General features: G+C 64.0%; 17 protein-coding genes. 6 read left to right on the top strand and 11 right to left on the bottom strand.

Annotated features, from left to right (window positions below; translation table 11 throughout):
- Positions 1-3: 3 nt before the first annotated feature.
- The 3 genes from X730_RS162880 to X730_RS162890 form a co-directional block, all read right to left on the bottom strand.
- Positions 4-312, bottom strand: coding sequence for a putative quinol monooxygenase (locus X730_RS162880; protein WP_023691624.1), 309 nt, complete (start codon positions 310-312; stop codon positions 4-6).
- A 79-nt stretch (positions 313-391) separates the two neighbouring features.
- Positions 392-1,171, bottom strand: coding sequence for an SDR family oxidoreductase (locus tag X730_RS162885; protein WP_023686180.1), 780 nt, complete (start codon positions 1,169-1,171; stop codon positions 392-394).
- Between the two features lie 73 nt (positions 1,172-1,244).
- Positions 1,245-1,673, bottom strand: coding sequence for a DsrE family protein (locus tag X730_RS162890; protein WP_023754958.1), 429 nt, complete (start codon positions 1,671-1,673; stop codon positions 1,245-1,247).
- A 100-nt stretch (positions 1,674-1,773) separates the two neighbouring features.
- Between X730_RS162890 and X730_RS162895 the strand changes: the two genes are divergently transcribed.
- From X730_RS162895 to X730_RS162905, 3 genes are all read left to right on the top strand, one after another.
- Positions 1,774-2,862, top strand: a complete 1,089-nt coding sequence (locus tag X730_RS162895; protein WP_023754957.1) for a hypothetical protein — start codon at positions 1,774-1,776, stop codon at positions 2,860-2,862.
- Between the two features lie 65 nt (positions 2,863-2,927).
- Positions 2,928-3,173, top strand: a complete 246-nt coding sequence (vapB, locus tag X730_RS162900) for a type II toxin-antitoxin system VapB family antitoxin (protein ID WP_023724992.1) — start codon at positions 2,928-2,930, stop codon at positions 3,171-3,173.
- The gene (locus X730_RS162905) at positions 3,170-3,556 is read left to right on the top strand and encodes a type II toxin-antitoxin system VapC family toxin (RefSeq protein ID WP_023825377.1); all 387 of its coding nucleotides are present in this window, start codon (positions 3,170-3,172) and stop codon (positions 3,554-3,556) included. The genes vapB and X730_RS162905 overlap by 4 nt, the downstream gene beginning before the upstream one ends.
- 6 nt (positions 3,557-3,562) lie before the next feature.
- Here the strand turns inward: X730_RS162905 and X730_RS162910 are convergent, their stop codons facing one another.
- Positions 3,563-4,510: a cation diffusion facilitator family transporter gene (locus X730_RS162910; RefSeq protein WP_023754956.1), complete on the bottom strand. Its 948-nt coding sequence runs from the start codon at positions 4,508-4,510 to the stop codon at positions 3,563-3,565.
- 5 nt (positions 4,511-4,515) lie between these two features.
- Positions 4,516-6,705 carry an anthranilate synthase gene (locus X730_RS162915; RefSeq protein WP_023754955.1) on the bottom strand — a complete coding sequence of 730 codons (2,190 nt, stop codon included), beginning with the start codon at positions 6,703-6,705 and terminating at the stop codon, positions 4,516-4,518.
- 320 nt (positions 6,706-7,025) lie between these two features.
- Here X730_RS162915 and X730_RS162920 point away from each other — a divergent pair, with 320 nt between their 5' ends.
- Positions 7,026-7,796, top strand: coding sequence for an isocitrate lyase/phosphoenolpyruvate mutase family protein (locus tag X730_RS162920; RefSeq protein WP_023695831.1), 771 nt, complete (start codon positions 7,026-7,028; stop codon positions 7,794-7,796).
- 1 nt (position 7,797) lies between these two features.
- Here X730_RS162920 and X730_RS162925 read toward each other — a convergent pair whose 3' ends face one another.
- From X730_RS162925 to X730_RS162940, 4 genes are all read right to left on the bottom strand, one after another.
- Positions 7,798-8,853 (bottom strand): succinylglutamate desuccinylase/aspartoacylase family protein, encoded by a 1,056-nt coding sequence (locus tag X730_RS162925; RefSeq protein ID WP_023754953.1) that lies wholly within the window; start codon positions 8,851-8,853, stop codon positions 7,798-7,800.
- Between the two features lie 91 nt (positions 8,854-8,944).
- A complete protein-coding gene (locus X730_RS162930) occupies positions 8,945-10,123 on the bottom strand; it encodes an MFS transporter (protein ID WP_023754952.1) in 1,179 nt (392 codons plus the stop codon).
- A 115-nt stretch (positions 10,124-10,238) separates the two neighbouring features.
- The gene (locus X730_RS162935; protein WP_023754951.1) at positions 10,239-11,630 is read right to left on the bottom strand and encodes an FAD-containing oxidoreductase; all 1,392 of its coding nucleotides are present in this window, start codon (positions 11,628-11,630) and stop codon (positions 10,239-10,241) included.
- A complete protein-coding gene (locus X730_RS162940) occupies positions 11,627-12,088 on the bottom strand; it encodes a membrane protein (protein WP_023754950.1) in 462 nt (153 codons plus the stop codon). The genes X730_RS162935 and X730_RS162940 overlap by 4 nt, the downstream gene beginning before the upstream one ends.
- A gap of 154 nt (positions 12,089-12,242) precedes the next feature.
- Between X730_RS162940 and X730_RS162945 the strand changes: the two genes are divergently transcribed.
- The gene (locus tag X730_RS162945) at positions 12,243-12,800 is read left to right on the top strand and encodes a sugar O-acetyltransferase (RefSeq protein ID WP_023754949.1); all 558 of its coding nucleotides are present in this window, start codon (positions 12,243-12,245) and stop codon (positions 12,798-12,800) included.
- Between the two features lie 15 nt (positions 12,801-12,815).
- On the opposite strand, the gene X730_RS162950 is transcribed toward X730_RS162945, so the two are convergent.
- Entirely contained in the window at positions 12,816-13,811 is a 996-nt protein-coding gene (locus tag X730_RS162950; RefSeq protein WP_023825376.1) for a helix-turn-helix domain-containing protein, read from the bottom strand.
- A gap of 128 nt (positions 13,812-13,939) precedes the next feature.
- Here X730_RS162950 and X730_RS162955 point away from each other — a divergent pair, with 128 nt between their 5' ends.
- Positions 13,940-14,575: a cysteine hydrolase family protein gene (locus tag X730_RS162955; protein ID WP_023683661.1), complete on the top strand. Its 636-nt coding sequence runs from the start codon at positions 13,940-13,942 to the stop codon at positions 14,573-14,575.
- Between the two features lie 73 nt (positions 14,576-14,648).
- Here the strand turns inward: X730_RS162955 and X730_RS162960 are convergent, their stop codons facing one another.
- Positions 14,649-16,328, bottom strand: coding sequence for a formate--tetrahydrofolate ligase (locus X730_RS162960; protein ID WP_023825375.1), 1,680 nt, complete (start codon positions 16,326-16,328; stop codon positions 14,649-14,651).
- Positions 16,329-16,628: the final 300 nt, after the last annotated feature.

Raw genomic sequence — 16,628 nt, 5'->3', positions numbered from 1 at the left:
ATGTCACTCGTTCTTGATGGCGGGCAGGCCGAAACCGCCGGCCGGATGGGTCTCGACCTGGAATTCGAAGCCGGCGATGATCGGCCGGGCCTTGGCGATCGCTGCCTGGACCTCCGGCAGCTGCAGCGAAGCCTTGTGGCTTGCGGCGTCGGTCCACACTTCGGTCACCCAGATCGCGTCGGCATCGGCCGGGTCGCGGGCGATGACATAACTCAGGCAACCCGGCATGGCGCCGGTCGAGGCGAGCAGCACATCCATGATCGCGTCGCGCTGGCCGCGCGCCGCCCGCATCTTTCCGATCAATCCGTACATTGCCTCTCCCCTTTCTTCCAACCTCAGCAAACGTGCGCACGACATGCATGGTTGCGAGACGCAGTATGCAATTGCCGGCTCACGGCATCAACTGGCCACCGTTGACCTCGATCACCTGGCCGGTGATGTAACCACTCAGGAGATCGGAGGACAGGAAGAGATAGGCGCCGACGCAGTCTTCGGCCGTGCCGGCACGCCCTTGAGGAATGGTGGCGACCATGCCCTTCATCTGCTCGTCGGTGGAATAGCGCTCATGGAAGGGTGTCGCGATGGTGCCCGGCGCCACCGCGTTGACGCGGATGCCGAAGCCGATCAGTTCCTTGGCCATGCCGCGCGTCACATTGGAGACAAAGGCCTTGGCCGAACCGTACAGCCCGGCGCCGCCGCCAGCGCCGTTGCGCGCCGCGATCGACGAGGTGTTGACGATGAAGCCGCCCTGCTTCTTCAGCCATGGCATCGCCTTGCGCGAGGCCGTCAGCACCGAGCGGGCGTTGAGGTCCATCACCGCGTCGTAGTGCGCCTCGGTCTGCTCCGCATAGGGCACGCGGCCGAGCATGCCGCCGGCATTGTTGATCAGCCCGTCGAGCCGCCCGAATGTTTCGGCGCTCTCCTCGACTACCCGCTCGACATCGGCTGCCTGTGAGAAGTCGCCCTGTGTCAGGAACACCTCACCGCCGCTGTCGCGGATGTTTTTGGCCAGCGTTTCTGCGGCCTCCCGGCTCGAATTGTAGTGCAGGGCGACCCGGCATTTCTGGGCGGCGTAGGCCAGTGCAAGGGCGGCACCGATGCCGGTCGAAGCGCCGGTGACCAGCACCGCTTTGCCGGCAAGATCGGGGATGACGAGGGTGGTCGCGGTCATGAGCACTTTCCTTCGGGCTGTTTGGCCACCCTTCGTAGGCTCTCATGGCCTTCACGTTCAAGCCCGTGGCGGCTCAGGGCCGGAGATAGGCGTAGCCCTGGCGCTGCAGTTCGGCGAGCTTGACGACGCCGCCCTTGTCGGCGGCGTGGAAGCCCTCGAGCAGGTCGGCAAGCGTGATCTCCATGCCTTGCATGGTGTTGCCGCAGGCATGCGGCTCAAGGCCCTGCTGGACGAGGCCGGCAAAGCGTCCCGAGATCGCCGCCGATATGCCTTTCGAGTTGAAGCCGGCGAGGGCCGGACCATGCACGACCAACACGATGTCGACATTGCCGCCGGTGCCTTCATAGTGGTTCTTGATGTTGCCGAGCACGAAGTTGACCTTATCGAGGTCGCTGAGGTGATAGGCGACCTTCGGTCTGTCTTCAGCGGCGGCGGCCCGGCTCAGCCCGAACAGGCCGGCGGCACCGGCAAGGCTGGCCCGGAACATGTCGCGTCGACGCATGGCATCCTCTCGGCTTGGCGCTCCCCGCAAATTGCGTGGCTGCGGCCATGATACTAGCATAAATTCACGTTACGTCCTGTCGATGCGAGGAGGGGGTCACATGGCGTTCAGGAAGTGGAAGGTTGTTGCCAGCGCTGGATTTGGCGCCGTGCTGCTCGGCGCGCTTGCGGGTTCGGCCGCGGCCGACGATGTGCTTAAATTACCCGAACTCAGCCCGAATGGCGCCGATGCCTGTTTCGGCCGCGTCTATGATGCGGCGCACCTCAAGGCGCATCCAAAGCAGAAGGTGGCGCGGATCTTCTTCCTCTATGGCCATGATCCGGTGAGCCATCCGAACGAGGAGCCGATGGCAAACGCCGACACCTCCTACAACGGTTTTCTCACCACCATGGTGCGCGGCGCCAAGGCGCCGCAATGGGCCGGCGGCTGGTGCAATCACGAGTCCGAGGACGGCAAGTCAGGTCCGATCCGCTGCGGCATGGACTGCGACCGCACCATGGCGTCGCTGAAGCTCGATGACAAAGGCCGCCTGATCCTCACCGACGTCTCGTCCGATCTCTATCTCGACGCCGGATCGGAAGACGAACTGGGCGAAGCCGAATATGACCGGCAGGCTCTGGGCTCGGAGGACAACAATTTCCGCCTCGACCCGATGCCGGCCGCAACCTGCCAGGCTGAATTCGCCAAGATCGACCCGATCGATCCGGCGCTTGGGGCTCCCTTGCGCGAGCGACTGAAGCCGGACCAGCCTTTCTGTTTCGGGCGAGACTACGATGCCGCGCATCTCTCCTCGCATCCCGACCAGGTGACGCAGTCGATCCGGGTCTTCCGCGGGCCGGTCGAACTCGCCTCCTTTGCCTCAGGCGATGTCGCCAACTGGCCCGACGGCTCCGATGTCGCCGTTTCGGTGACCACCAGGAAGAACGGGGCGAAGGTCACGCAGACCTATTCCTGCCAGGGTGAAGCGGATCAATGGCGCTGCGCGGCCAGTTCGAAGATGAGCAACTTTTCCTGCGATATCGCGCAAAAGGAAATCTTCCTCAAGCGCGGCGCCAACGGCACCCTGATGCTGGCCAACCCCAATAGCAGCCTGGCGATTGTCGATCTGTGCTCGGCGGATGGCAAGACCAAGTCCGATGACAAGGTCTACCGTTTGGAGGCTATGCCGCAGACGGCCTGCACTCGTTGAGTTCGATCTTGTCTATGACGCTACCATGGTATATATCTTTGCTATATCTCATTTGAGGATAGCACATGGACAAGGCAAAGGTGTTCTGGTCAGGCCGGTCACAAGCTGTGCGCTTGCCTAAGGAGTTTCGGTTCGAGGCAGATGAGGTTTCGATCCGTCGTCATGGGCAAACTGTCATCTTGGAGCCGCTTGCGCAGGATTGGGCATGGCTCGACCAGGTCATCGGACCGGTTGACGACGATTTCGTCCAGGGAGCGCTGGAGCGTCAGGATGGTCAGGATCGACCTGCTTTGGATGACCTCTTTAAGTGACCTACCTGCTCGACACCAATGCCGTCATAGCGATCATCGCGGGCGACGAGGGTCTGCTGGCATTGCTCAAACGGCATGCACCACAAGACTTTGCTCTCTCGGCGGTCGTTTTGCATGAGCTGTACTACGGCGCTGAAAAGAGCCAGCGAAAGGTCCAAAATCTGGCGCGCATCGAAGCTTTGCAGTTCCCGGTACTTGAATTCGACCGAGACGACGCGAGACATGCCGGCGAGATTCGTGCTGGGCTTGCGGCACTGGGAACCCCGATTGGTCCCTACGATGCGCTGATTGGCGGGCAGGGACGTGCTCGGGACCTCACGCTGATAACCCGCAATATCCGGGAATTCGAGCGGATCAAAGATCTCACTATCGAAACGTGGTAACTCGCCTCACGCGAACGGCACCGCCGTCGTGCCTTTCGGCAGCTTCGCCTCGTCGTCCGGCTCGACATGGATGGTGACGCGCACCGAGGGGATTTCGGCCTTCAGCGCGTCCTCGATGCGGTCGCAAATGACGTGGCTGGCGCCGACCGTCATGTCGGCGTCGACGACCAGGTGGAACTCGATGAAGGTGGCGCGGCCGGCGATGCGGGTCTTGAGGTCATGAACCTCCAGCGCGCCCTTGCAATTGGCCGAGATGATGTCGCGAATGTGGATGTGTTCGGTCGTGTCCACTGCGCGGTCCATCAGCCCGTTCATCGACGAGCCGATGACGTGCCAGCCCTGCCACAGGATGTTGAGCGCGACGATGACGGCAAGCGCCGGATCAAGGATCTGCCAACCGGTCAGGATAGCGCCGACGAGGCCGCCGAAGACGCCGACCGAGGTCACGACGTCGGTCATGATGTGCCGGCCGTCGGCGACCAGCGCCGGTGATTTTGCGCTGCGCCCGGCGCGGATCAGCGTCCAGGCCCAGAAGGCGTTGATGACGGTGGCGACGCCGTTGATCGCCAAGCCCTCCCAGGGTTGTTCGAGCGGGGTCGGCGTCTGCCAGGAGCGCCAGACCTCGTTGAGGATCAAAAGCGCGGCGAGCACGATCAGCACGCCTTCCAGCACCGCCGAAAAATACTCGGCCTTGTGGTGGCCGAACGGATGGTCCTGGTCGGCCGGCTTGTAGCTGACCAGGACCGCCCAATAGGCGGCGGCCGAGGCTATGACGTTGACGATCGATTCCAATGCGTCCGAATAGAGCGCAACGGAGCCGGTGACGTACCAGGCGGCAAGCTTGAGCGCGAGCACCACGCAGGCGATGACAATCGACCAGAAGGCAAGGCTGGCGATCCTTTGCCTGGCCGCTGCCTTCGCTGCGATCGCCGCCATGTTGTCCGTTGCCGCCATCTTTTCTAAGCGGCCTTTTCCTTGGCCTTGCGCGGCAGATGCGCAACGATGTTTTCGATGATGCGCATGCCGGCATTGTGGCCGAGCGTCATGATCGATTCCGGATGGAACTGGACGGCGGCGATCGGCTCCTTGCGGTGTTCGAAGGCCATGATGATGCCATCCTCGGTCTCGGCGGTGACGATGAAATCGTCGGGCAGCCGCACCGGATCGGCAAAGATCGAGTGGTAGCGGCCGACGGTCACTTCCTTGGGCAGGCCGGAGAAGATGATTCCGGGCTTGGAGACGCGGATGCGCGACGGCTTGCCGTGCATCGGCACGTGCAACTGCCTGAGTTCGCCGCCATAGGCCTCGGCCAGCGCCTGCAGGCCAAGGCAGACGCCGAAGATCGGCAGGTCGCGGGCGCGGGCGTTCTTGATGGTCGCGGCGCAGTCGAAATCCTTCGGCGTGCCCGGTCCGGGCGACAGCACGACGAGATCGGGCTTCAGCCGTTCGAAGACTTCTTCCGGCACCGGCGAACGCACGGTCGAGACATTGGCACCGGTCTGGCGGAAATAGTTGGCCAGTGTGTGGACAAAGGAGTCTTCGTGGTCGACGAGCAGGATGTTGACGCCGTCGCCGACGCGCGCGGTGGTGCGTTCGGCGCCTGCGGCATTGCCCAATTTGGCGTCGCGAATGGCGGAGAGCATGGCGGATGCCTTCAGTTCGGTTTCGGCTTCTTCTTCCTCGGGGATGCTGTCGAAGAGCAACGTGGCGCCGGCTCGCACCTCGGCAATGCCGTCCTTGATGCGGATGGTGCGGAGCGTCAGGCCGGTGTTCATGTCGCCGTTGAAATTGACCATGCCGATGGCGCCGCCATACCAGGCACGCGGGCTCTTTTCGTTCTGCTCGATGAAGCGCATCGCCCACAGTTTCGGCGCGCCGGTGACGGTGACCGCCCAGGCATGCGACAGGAAGGCGTCGAAGGCATCCATGCCTTCGCGCAGGCGCCCTTCGATGTGATCGACGGTGTGGATCAGGCGCGAATACATTTCGATCTGGCGGCGGCCGATGACGCGCACCGAGCCCGGATCGCAGACCCTGGACTTGTCGTTGCGGTCGACGTCCGAGCACATTGTCAGCTCGGATTCATCCTTCTTGGAGTTGAGCAGCTTCAGGATCTGCTCGCTATCGGAAATGGCGTCGTCGCCGCGCTTGATGGTGCCGGATATCGGGCAGGTCTCGACGCGGCGGCCATTGACGCGCACGAACATTTCGGGCGAGGCGCCGATCAGATACTCGTTTTCGCCGAGATTGATGAAGAAGGAATAGGGCGACGGGTTGATCGACTTCAGCTTGCGCGAGATTTCGGAAGGCTGCGTCTCGCAGCGTTCGTAGAACATCTGCCCGGGCACGACCTCGAACAGGTCGCCGCGCTTGAAACTATCCATCGCCTTGCGCACCAGATTGGCGTATTCGCCAGGCTCATGGTCGCCGCGCGGCGGGATGCGGTCGGCGGTCTTGAACGGTTCGGCGATTTCGTCGCGCGGCAGCCCCTCGGTTGAAAAACCGTCGCCGGAATAGTCGTAGCGGTCGGTCCAGGCCTTGGTCGAATAATGGTCGACGACCAGGATCTCGTCAGGCAGGAGCAGCACGAGATCGCGCTGGCTCTGTTTGCGCTCGAGCTTGTAGTCGACTGGATCGAACTGGAAGGCGAGGTCGTAACCGAAGGCGCCGTAAAGGCCGAGATTGGCGTCTTCATCGGTCTTGAACAAAGCGGTGATGGCGCGCAGCACAGTAAACACAGAGGGGACGCGGCTGCGCTCTTCCTCGGTGAAGACGCGGCCGGGCTTGGCGACATCGAGGCGGATCAGCTTTTTCGAGGTTTCAGCAATCGTCACCTCGGTAATGCCGGCCAGCGTCTTGCCGATCACCGGCAGCAGCACTTCGCCACGGCCGTTCAGCGCCTCGATGCGCATGGCGCGGCCACGCGCGGAAATCACCAGCGGCGGATCGATGATGGCCGTATCCCAGCGTGTGTAGCGGCCCGGATATTCGTAATTCGAGGAAAACACCGCACCCCGGCGCGAGTTCAAGCCGTCGACATAAGCGTCGATGGCACCGGCGTAAGGCTTGTCGTGGCGTTCGCGGGTGATGGTGACACCACCTGCGGTCACGAAGCTTTCCGCGCCGTTTTCCAGAGCCTTGATCGTCATTGCCGTCTCCATATGGCTTGTTGGGCAACGGACCCGGGACTGGCTTTGAAAAAACAAATGGCCGCCCGGACATTCCGTTGCGGCCACCCTCTATTTTCACGCGCACGCGTTCGAACAGGCCGCTGTCAGCGAGCCCACCACCAAATGGTCTTGATCGAGCGCATGTTCATGGGCGAAATCCATAGCGGCGAAAAGCCGGATGCGCAACAGGTTTGAAAGGCCTGTTTGTGGCCGCCGCTTCCGCAGCCCATGGCACATCGCCAAGGCTTGGGGTCCTGCCTAGACTGTTCGTCCAACATCGGAAAGACGGGAAGACAGCAATGACCGAGCAGATCGAGCGCGCACGCAGGTTCCATGCGCTCCACGTCAGGGGCAACCCGATCGTTCTCTACAATGCCTGGGATCCGGGCTCGGCCAAGATCGTCGAGAAGGCGGGCGCCAAGGCGATCGCCACCGGAAGCTGGCCGGTCGCGGCTGCTTTTGGTTATGCCGATGGCGAGAAAATTCCGCTGGAGCTGGCACTGGACAACATCAAGCGCATCGTGGCGGCAGTCGACCTGCCGGTGACCATGGACCTCGAAGGCGGCTACGGCGTCGAGCCGGTGACTGTCGCCCAGACGGTGACACGTGCCCTGCAGGCCGGCGCCATCGGTTTCAATTTCGAGGACCAGATCGTCGGCGGCGCCGGTCTGCACGACATCGCCATACAGGTGAAGCGCATCGAGGCGGCAGCGGCGGCGGTGAAGGCTTCCGGCATTCCCGCCTTTATCAACGCCCGTACCGACATTTTCCTCAAGGCCAAGCCGGATGTGCATGACAGCGTGCTGCTCGACCAGGCCATCGAGCGGGCGCACGCTTATGAAAAGGCAGGAGCGAGCGGCTTCTTTGCGCCGGGGCTCGGCGACGAGGGTCTGATCGAGGCGCTGTGCAAGGCCACCGTGCTGCCGGTCAACATCATCGCGCTGGCGCATGTGCCGCCGCGCCAGCGCCTGGCCGAGCTTGGTGTCGCCCGTGTCAGCCACGGCCCGGTGCCGTACCGGCAGATGGCCGAATGGCTCGAGGCCAAGGCGCGGCTGGCGATTTCGGGTTAGCTCAGTCCTCCAGCGTGCCTGACCTCGCGTCGGCGCTCTTCTTGTCGCCGACCAGCTTCAAGAGATCCTCGCCGGCGCGGATGATGCGGCGCGAGCGGCGGGTCAGGATGACGCCGTCCTGCGGTGCCAGCACCTCGGTGCGGCCGCCGGCCTCGCCCGGTGTGTGGACGATGGTGGCGAGGCGCGCGCCCTTCGCGACGCGGTCACCGGGCTTGACGTCGTAGAGGATGGCGCCGGCCCGGGGCGCCGGCATCATGTCGATGTTTTCGAGCGGCGCGACGAGGCCCTTGAACGGGCTGGGCGGGGGAAGGGCGGTGTCGGCGATGACGCCGCGCGCCACCAGCAGCCGGTAGAGGCCTGCGGCATCGGAATTTGCCAGCGTGCCGTCGACATCCAGCATGCCACGGTATTCTACCGTGGTGGCAACGCGGCGGTCGAGCTTCGCCACGTTGGCGGGGACGTTCTGGTAGGGCATGATCGTGGCGCCCTCGAAGGTGCCGTCCGTGTCCTCGCTCCACAACACCACGGCGTCGATACCCATGGCGGCGGCGCAATCGGCCATTGCCGGCCACAGGCTGGCGTGGACGTAGAGATAGGCAAGGCCCTCGTCGTCGCAATGCAGGTCGAGCACGATGTCGTGGCCGAGCGACAGCTGCACCAGACGGGTCTTCAATCGCTGGTCGGGGGTGCCAAGCGTGGTGTCGGGCAATAGCTTGGCGTCGGGCGCGGCGAGCAGTGGAAAGCCGCGGTTGAAATTGTTGCGGGTGCCGAGATGGAAGCGGCCCTGGTGCTCGCCGAAATGATATTGCGCGCGGCCGATCGGATTGGCCCAGGGCACGACCGTGATGTTGCCCTTGATGCGGCCTTCGGCTTCGGCCTTGTTCAGCGCCGGTATCAAGGCGTCGATGGCGACGACACCAGGCAATTCACCGGCGTGGAGTGCTGCCTGCAGATAGGCCGAAGGTGCTGCCGCGTCGGCGCCGGCGAAGCGGAACACCGGGAATTCGTAGGAAACGCCTTCGGTATCGCCGGCGATGCGTTCGATCGATTTCTGCATGGGATGCCTCCAGGATAAGAGGCAGAACACATGCACGTTTGCCGAAGGGCTGTCGATTGGTCCAGTTCGAGCCGCCATGGGCGCAATGGAATTATTCGGCGGCGGCCGGAACCGTCGCTATCGGCGCCGATCCTTCGAGCGCCTGCGAGACGACGGCGACGCTGACCGCCAGCAGGGCCAGCGCCGCGCCGACCAGCGGCAAATGAGCATAGGAAACGCCGGCCGACAGAGCCACGCCGCCGATCCAGGCGCCGCTGGCATTGCCGACATTGAATGCGCCCTGGTTGAGCGTGGCGGCGAGGTTCGGCCCTTCCGAAGCCGCTTCGACGACGCGGATCTGCAGCGGCGGCACGACGACGAAGATCAGCAGTCCCCACAAGAAGACGACGCCGATGGCGACGCTGGCGATAGCGCCGAACTGCATGAAGCCGACAAACAGAACTGCCATCAAAAGCAGCGTGCCGATGACCGTCGGCATCAATTTCCAGTCGGCCAGCCGGCCGCCGATGATGTTGCCTATGGTCATGCCGGCGCCGAACAGCAGCAGGACCCAGGTGACCGCGGAGGTCGACAGGCCGGAGACATCGGTAAGGTAGGGCTTGATGTAGGTGAAGACGGCAAACAGGCTGGCCGAGGCCAGCGAGGCGATCAGCATGGCGAGCCAGACCTGCAGCTTGCCCAGCACGCGCAGTTCGCTGCGCAGGCCGCCGCCGCTCGGTTCGACGACATTGGATGGCACCAGCCAGGCGATGGCGGCAACAGAGATCAGGCCGATGCCGACGACGGCAAAGAAGGTGGAGCGCCAGCCGAAGGCTTCGCCAAGCGCGGTGCCGGCAGGAACGCCGAGAATGTTGGAGAGCGTCAATCCCGCGAACATCATCGCCATGGCGCTGGCGCGCTTGTTGCGCGGCACCAGGCTGGCGGCAACGACGGAACCGATGCCGAAAAAGGCGCCATGACCGAACGCGGTGAAGACGCGCGCGGCCATCAGGAGCCAGTAATTGGGCGCAATGGCGCAGAGCAGATTGCCGACGACGAACATCGCCGTCAGCGCGACCAGCACTGGCTTGCGCGGCAGATGCGCGGTGGCCATGGCGACGATGGGTGCGCCGAAGACGACGCCCAGCGCATAGCCGGTAACCAGCAGGCCGGCCGAGGGGATCGACACGCCGAGATCGGCCGCAACCTCCGGCAACAGGCCCATGATGACGAATTCGGTGGTGCCGATGCAAAAGGACGCAATGGCAAGCGCAAGGATCGGCAAAGGCATGGAAAATCCAGACTGAATCGGTTCAATTCAGACTGAACGAGAAGCCTTGCCGCGCGCAATGCACATTGCTGCAACGCACCAATGCAGAAAGCGCCGAGCTTGACGCGGGGCTATGTCAGGCGAGCGGCTTCAGCTCCTGGGCGATGGTTGGCAACAGCTCCGAGACGTTGGGGTGGATATGCACGGCGCGCGCCAGCGTATCGACCGGCGCCTTGGCGTACATCAGGTCGAGCACGCAGTGCACTGCCTCGTCGCCGCCGGGGCCGAGCACGGAGCAGCCGAGGATTTCCCTGGTGTCGGCATCGACCAGGATCTTCATGAAACCTTGCGTCTCGCCCTTTTCGATGGCGCGGCCGACGCGGGTCATTGGTCGCTGGCCGACCAGCGCCTTGCGCCCGGATTTCTTCACCGCCGCCTCGGTCATGCCGCAGCGGCCGAGCGGCGGATCGATGTAGAGCGCATAGGCCTCGATGCGGTCGCTGACCTTGCGCGGATCGTCGTCGAGCAGATTGGCGGCGACGATCTCATAGTCGTTGTAGGAGGTGTGGGTGAAGGCGCCCTTGCCGTTGCAGTCGCCCATCGCCCAGATGCCGGGCACGCTGGTGCGCAACTGGTCGTCGACGGTGACGAAGCCGCGCAGATCGACCGTGATGCCGGCCTTGTCGAGGCCGAGGTCGTCGGTGTTGGGGGTGCGGCCGAGTGCCAGAAGCACATGCGAGCCGACCGCCGGCGGCTTGCCGGATGAGAAGGTCACGGCGATGTCCTTGCCCTGTCTGGCAAAGCGGATGTCGTCGGCGCCGACATGGACTTCTATGGCTTCGTTTTCGAGGATCGACAGGATGGCCGCCGACACGTCCTCGTCCTCGCGGCCGGTCAGGCGCGAACTCTTCTCGATGACGGTGACTTCAGAGCCGAAGCGGCGAAACATCTGCGCGAATTCAAGAGAGATGTAGCTGCCGCCGACGACGATGAGATGGCGCGGCAAAACGTCGAGGTCCATCATCGAGGAGTTGGTGAGGTAGTCGACGTCGTTGACGCCGGGCAGGTCGGGCACCGAGGCGCGGCCGCCGGTGTTGAGGAAGATCTTTTCGGCGGTCAGAAGGTCGTCGCCGACACGCACCGTGTTGGCGGATTCGAAGCGGGCATGGCCGCGATAAAGCGTGCAGCCCTTCATGCCGGCGATCCACGTCTCCAGATTGCTGCGGGAGTCATTGGTGACCTTGTCCTTGCGCGCCTTGATCCTCTTGTAGTCCACGCCGACAGGGCCTGAGAACGTCACGCCATAGTCCGCGGCACGCCGCGCCAGATGCGCGGCATAGGCGCTGGCGACCATGGTCTTGGTCGGCATGCAGCCGGTGTTGACGCAGGTGCCGCCGACCAGCTTGCGCTCGATCAGCGCCACGCTCATGCCGGCTGACGTCAGCCGGCCGGCGAGAGGAGGGCCGGCCTGTCCGGCGCCGATGATGATGGCGTCGTATGTCTTGGCGTCTGAGGCTTGGGCAGTCATACCACCGCCGCCACGATCAGCAGGCCGCCGATGATCGCCACCGCGTCCTCGAGGAGGGCGGCAGGCAAATCCTTGCCGAAGGCGGCGGCCAACCGGCCGCGCGCTTCGGCGCCGCCATAGGTGCCGATGACAGCACCGATGGCGCCGGCAATCAGGCCGCCAATGGTGGAACCGGCAGTGGCGCCGATCACCGCGCCGCTGAAGGCGCCAAGCAGGATGCGGGCGCCGAATTGCTGCGGCACCTTGCGGCTCGGCGTCGAGGGCAGCTGGTCGGTGACCAGTTCGACGATGGCGAGGATGGTGAAGATACCGACGGCGGCCCAATGGCCCATAAAACTTGCCCAGGTGCCGGCCACCGGCAGCCAGCCGAGATAGGCGCCCCAGGCGATCGCGCCCGGCGCGGTCATGGCGCGAAGACCGGCAATCACGCCGATCAGAAGTGCAAGCAAATAGAGCATGTCGATCCCCTCGAAAGCAGGCCCGGGACTGGCCTACGAGGGCAAGCTAGCATAGGTCCTGCGTTTGACGAGAGTAGGCGATGGTGCTTCTTCCATCAGTGAGCATTGTACTTTGGTAACCAGTCGAACATGACGAACGGACGGAGTCGCTGTGATGGCCGGAAGCGAACGCACAAGGATGATTGCAGGCGAATGGTACATCTGCATCGACGACGAACTGGAGGCGCTGCGGGAGATCGCGCGCGATGCGGTGTTCGAGCATAATACGCTACGGCCCCAGCAACGCGGCAATATCGGCCCGGCGCTATTGGCGCTGCTCGGCAGCGCGGGCGCAGGCTCCCGGATCGAGGCGCCTTTCCACTGCGCCTACGGTTTCAACATCCATCTCGGCGACGGCGCCTTCCTCAATGCCGGCTGCACCATCCTCGACCCCGCGCCGGTGCGTATCGGCAGGCGGACGCTTCTCGGCCCCAATGTGCAGATCTACTGCGCCGAGCACCACAAGGAGGCCGCGGGCCGTCAGTCGGGACTGGAGATTGCCCGGCCGGTCACCATCAGCAATGACGCCTGGATCGGCGGCAGCGCCATCATCCTCGGCGGCATCAGCATCGGCGATGGCGCCATAGTCGGCGCCGGCGCGGTGGTGACGCGCGACGTCCCTGACAACACCACGGTGGTCGGCAATCCGGCGCGGGCGGTCAAGCGGGGCTGAACTCGTCGTGGGCGGTCAGTATGAAGCCGTGCGTGCCATGCGCTCGTCCGGACCGGCTCGCCGCGAGAATTCACGCCGGTATTGGGCCGGTGACGTCTTGAGCCGTGCGGCGAAATGCTGGCGCAGCGAGGTGGCGCTGCCGAAGCCGGCTTCGAAGGCCACCATGTCCATCGATTTTTCCGTCGCCTCCAGCAGCCGTTGCGCCAGTTCGATGCGTTGGCCGGCCAACCATTCGCCAAAGCTGGTGCCGATCGATTTCTGGAAACGGCGGGTGAAAGTGCGCCGGGTCAGGCCCGCGGCCTCCGCGACGCGGTCGAGGTTGTGCGTTTGTCCGAGCGTTGCCCGCACCGTGTCGAGCGCCAGGGTGAAGCGGTCGGTGGCCGGGGTTTTCGCCAGCGGGCGCTCGATGAACTGCGCTTGCCCACCCTGCCGGTGCGGCGACAGCACGATGTGCCTGGCCAGCCGCAGCGCTACCTCTGCGCCATAGCGGGCGCGCACAATGTGCAGGCAGCAATCGAGCCCGGCGGCGACGCCGGCCGAGGTGACGATGTCGCCGTCGTCGACATAGAGCACGTCGGCGTCGACTTCGATGTCCGGGTATAATGTTTGCAGCCGGTCGGTGGAGGCCCAATGTGTCGTCGCACGCCGGCCCGCAAGCAGCCCGGCGGCGGCAATGGCGAAGGTGCCGAGACAGAGGCCGACGATCAGCGCACCGCGCCGGTGCGCGTGGGTGAGCGCTGCCAGGAGCGGCGGCGGAAGTGGGGCCTCGAGATCCTTCCAGCTCGGAATGATGACGATGTCGGCATCGTCGAATGCGGAAAGGCCATACGGCACCGCGATGGTCAGCCCGGCATCGGTGTGGATCGCTCCATCGTCGAGTGCGCAGACGCGAAAGTCGAAACGCGGCAGGCCAAGCTTGGTGCGGTCGGTGCCGAACACCACGCACGGCACGGAGAGGTGGAACGGGCTGATGCCGTCAAAGGCGAGAACGGCAATGATCGGATCGGTCATGAGAAGTATCCAGCAAGGAAGGGACAATTGTCCCAATTCTTTCGAATGATGTCAATCGGGACACTTTTGGCAACAGGGCGATCCGGCTAGTTTCGGCCCGTCCCATTCAAGCCTGAGAGGAAAACACCATGTCCGCCAACACCCCGCGCCGCGCGCTCATCGTCATCGATGTCCAGAACGACTATGACGGCGGCAACCTCGCCATCCAGTATCCGCCGTTCCGCGACAGCGTCGTCAATGTCGCGCGCGCCATGGATGCCGCCGCTGCGGCCGGCGTGAAGGTGGTGGTCGTCAAGCAGATGGCGCCCGAGACCTCGCCAGTCTTCGCCAAGGGCAGCCATGGCGGCGAACTGCATCCCGAGATCGCCCGGCGAAGCCGCGACCACTATGTCGAGAAGTCACTGCCTAGCGCCTTTGCCGGCACCGACCTCGAGGCGTGGCTGCGCGCCAATACCATCGATACGATAACGGTGATCGGCTACATGACGCATAATTGCGACCTGTCGACCATCATCCACGCTGCGCATGTCGGCTTTGCGGTCGAGTTCCTGTCCGACGCCACCGGTTCGCTGCCTTACGCCAACAGCGCCGGCTACGCCTCGGCCGAGGAGATCCACCGCGTGGTGTCCATCATCCTGCAGTCGCGCTTTGCGGCCGTGCTCAAGACCGCCGAATGGATCGATTGCCTGAAGACCGGTGCTTTGCCCGAACGCGACACGCCTTATGCGTCCAACCAGCGCGCGCTGGCGCGCAACGCTGCATAGGCAATCTGCGCCCGAAAAGCAAAAGGGCGGCCAGTGGCCGCCCTTCTTGGATCTCGCAACGATCTCGAAATTTTCAGAACAGGCCTTCGATCTGGCCGGCCTCGTTGAGGAAGATCTTTTCCGAGGACGGCGCCTTGGGCAGGCCGGGCATGGTCATGACCTCACCGCAGATGACGACGACGAAGCCGGCGCCCGCCGAAAGCCTGACCTCGCGTACCGGCACGGTGTGCCCGGTCGGCGCGCCGCGCAGGTTCGGGTCGGTCGAGAAGGAATATTGGGTCTTGGCCATGCAGACCGGCAGGTGCCCGTAGCCGGCCTGCTCCCAGGCATGCAGCTGGTCGCGCACCGACTTGTCGGCGATCGCCTCGTCGCCGCGATAGATGCGCTGGACGATGGTGTTGATCTTCTCGAACAGCGGCATTGCGTCGGGATAGAGCGGCGCGAACTGCGAGGCGCCGGATTCGGCGATCTCGACGACCTTGCGCGCCAACTCCTCAATGCCGGCAGAGCCATTGGCCCAATGCTTGCACAGGATCGCCTCGGCGCCGAGCGAGGCGACGAAATCCTTCATCGCCTGGATTTCCACCTCGGTATCGGTGGTGAAATGATTGATCGCCACGATCGCAGGCACGCCGAACTGTTTCACATTCTCGATGTGGCGGCCCAGATTGAGGCAGCCCTTCTTGACTGCCTCGATGTTTTCGTTGCCGAGGTCTTCCTTCTTGACGCCGCCATTCATCTTCATGGCGCGCACGGTGGCGACGATGACGGCAGCCGCCGGCTTCAAACCCGCCTTGCGGCACTTGATGTCGAAGAATTTTTCGGCTCCGAGGTCGGCGCCGAAGCCGGCTTCGGTGACGACGTAGTCGGCGAGCTTCAGCGCCGTGGTGGTGGCGACCACCGAGTTGCAGCCATGGGCGATGTTGGCGAACGGACCGCCATGGACGAAGGCCGGGTTGTTTTCCAGCGTCTGCACCAGGTTTGGCTGCATGGCGTCCTTCAGCAGCACCGCCATGGCGCCGTCGGCCTTGAGGTCGCGGGCATAGACCGGCGTCTTGTCGCGGCGGTAGGCGACGATGATGTCGCCGAGGCGCTTTTCCAGATCCTTGAGGTCGGTGGAAAGGCACAGGATAGCCATGACTTCCGAGGCGACGGTGATGTCGAAGCCGGCCTCGCGCGGATAACCGTTGGCGACGCCGCCGAGCGAGCAGATGATTTCGCGCAGCGCCCGGTCGTTCATGTCCATGACGCGGCGCCAGGCGACGCGGCGGGTGTCGATGCCGAGCTCATTGCCCCAGTAGATGTGGTTGTCGATCAGCGCTGACAGAAGGTTGTGCGCCGTGGTGATGGCGTGGAAGTCGCCGGTGAAGTGGAGGTTCATGTCCTCCATCGGCACGACCTGCGCGTAGCCGCCGCCGGCAGCACCGCCCTTGACGCCGAAATTCGGGCCGAGCGAAGCCTCGCGGATGCAGACGATCGCCTTCTTGCCGATGCGGTTCAGACCGTCACCAAGGCCGACGGTGGTGGTCGTCTTGCCTTCGCCGGCCGGCGTCGGGTTGATGGCGGTGACGAGGATCAGCTTGCCGTCCTTGTTGCCCTTCACCGATTTGATGAATTCGGCCGAAATCTTCGCCTTGTCGTGGCCGTAGGGCAAAAGGTGCTCGGTCGGGATGCCGATCTTGGCGCCGATCTCCTGGATCTGCTTTTTCTTGGCGCCGCGCGCGATCTCGATGTCGGACTTCACTTCGGCCATGACGGCTTTCCTTCGGATTGGACGGTGGAGGGGACGGGTTTGATCTCACTCGCAGGCATGTTGAACCCGGGCGTGGGCATGTTCTAGCCCTGTCGCTCCCGCGGCGTCAACTTGCATGCAACTATGTTTCCTATGAAGAAAGTGTCTCCGCGGCCGGCCGACGTGTCGCCGGTTCTTCCTGGCTCCGTTGCCGCGCCGTATAGAAGCCAGAGGACGCGACGTTCCGCCGTCTCAAAACAGCCGCCCAATGCACGGAATGCGACAGAGGCGACGGCGCAAATTCGCCATCGCTCGCCGGGA

This window comes from Mesorhizobium sp. L103C131B0, assembly GCF_000502275.1.
In the GTDB taxonomy this organism is placed as follows: domain Bacteria; phylum Pseudomonadota; class Alphaproteobacteria; order Rhizobiales; family Rhizobiaceae; genus Mesorhizobium.
The sequence above is the reverse complement of the archived record's forward strand: the minus strand, read 5'-3'. Positions and strand labels throughout refer to the sequence as shown.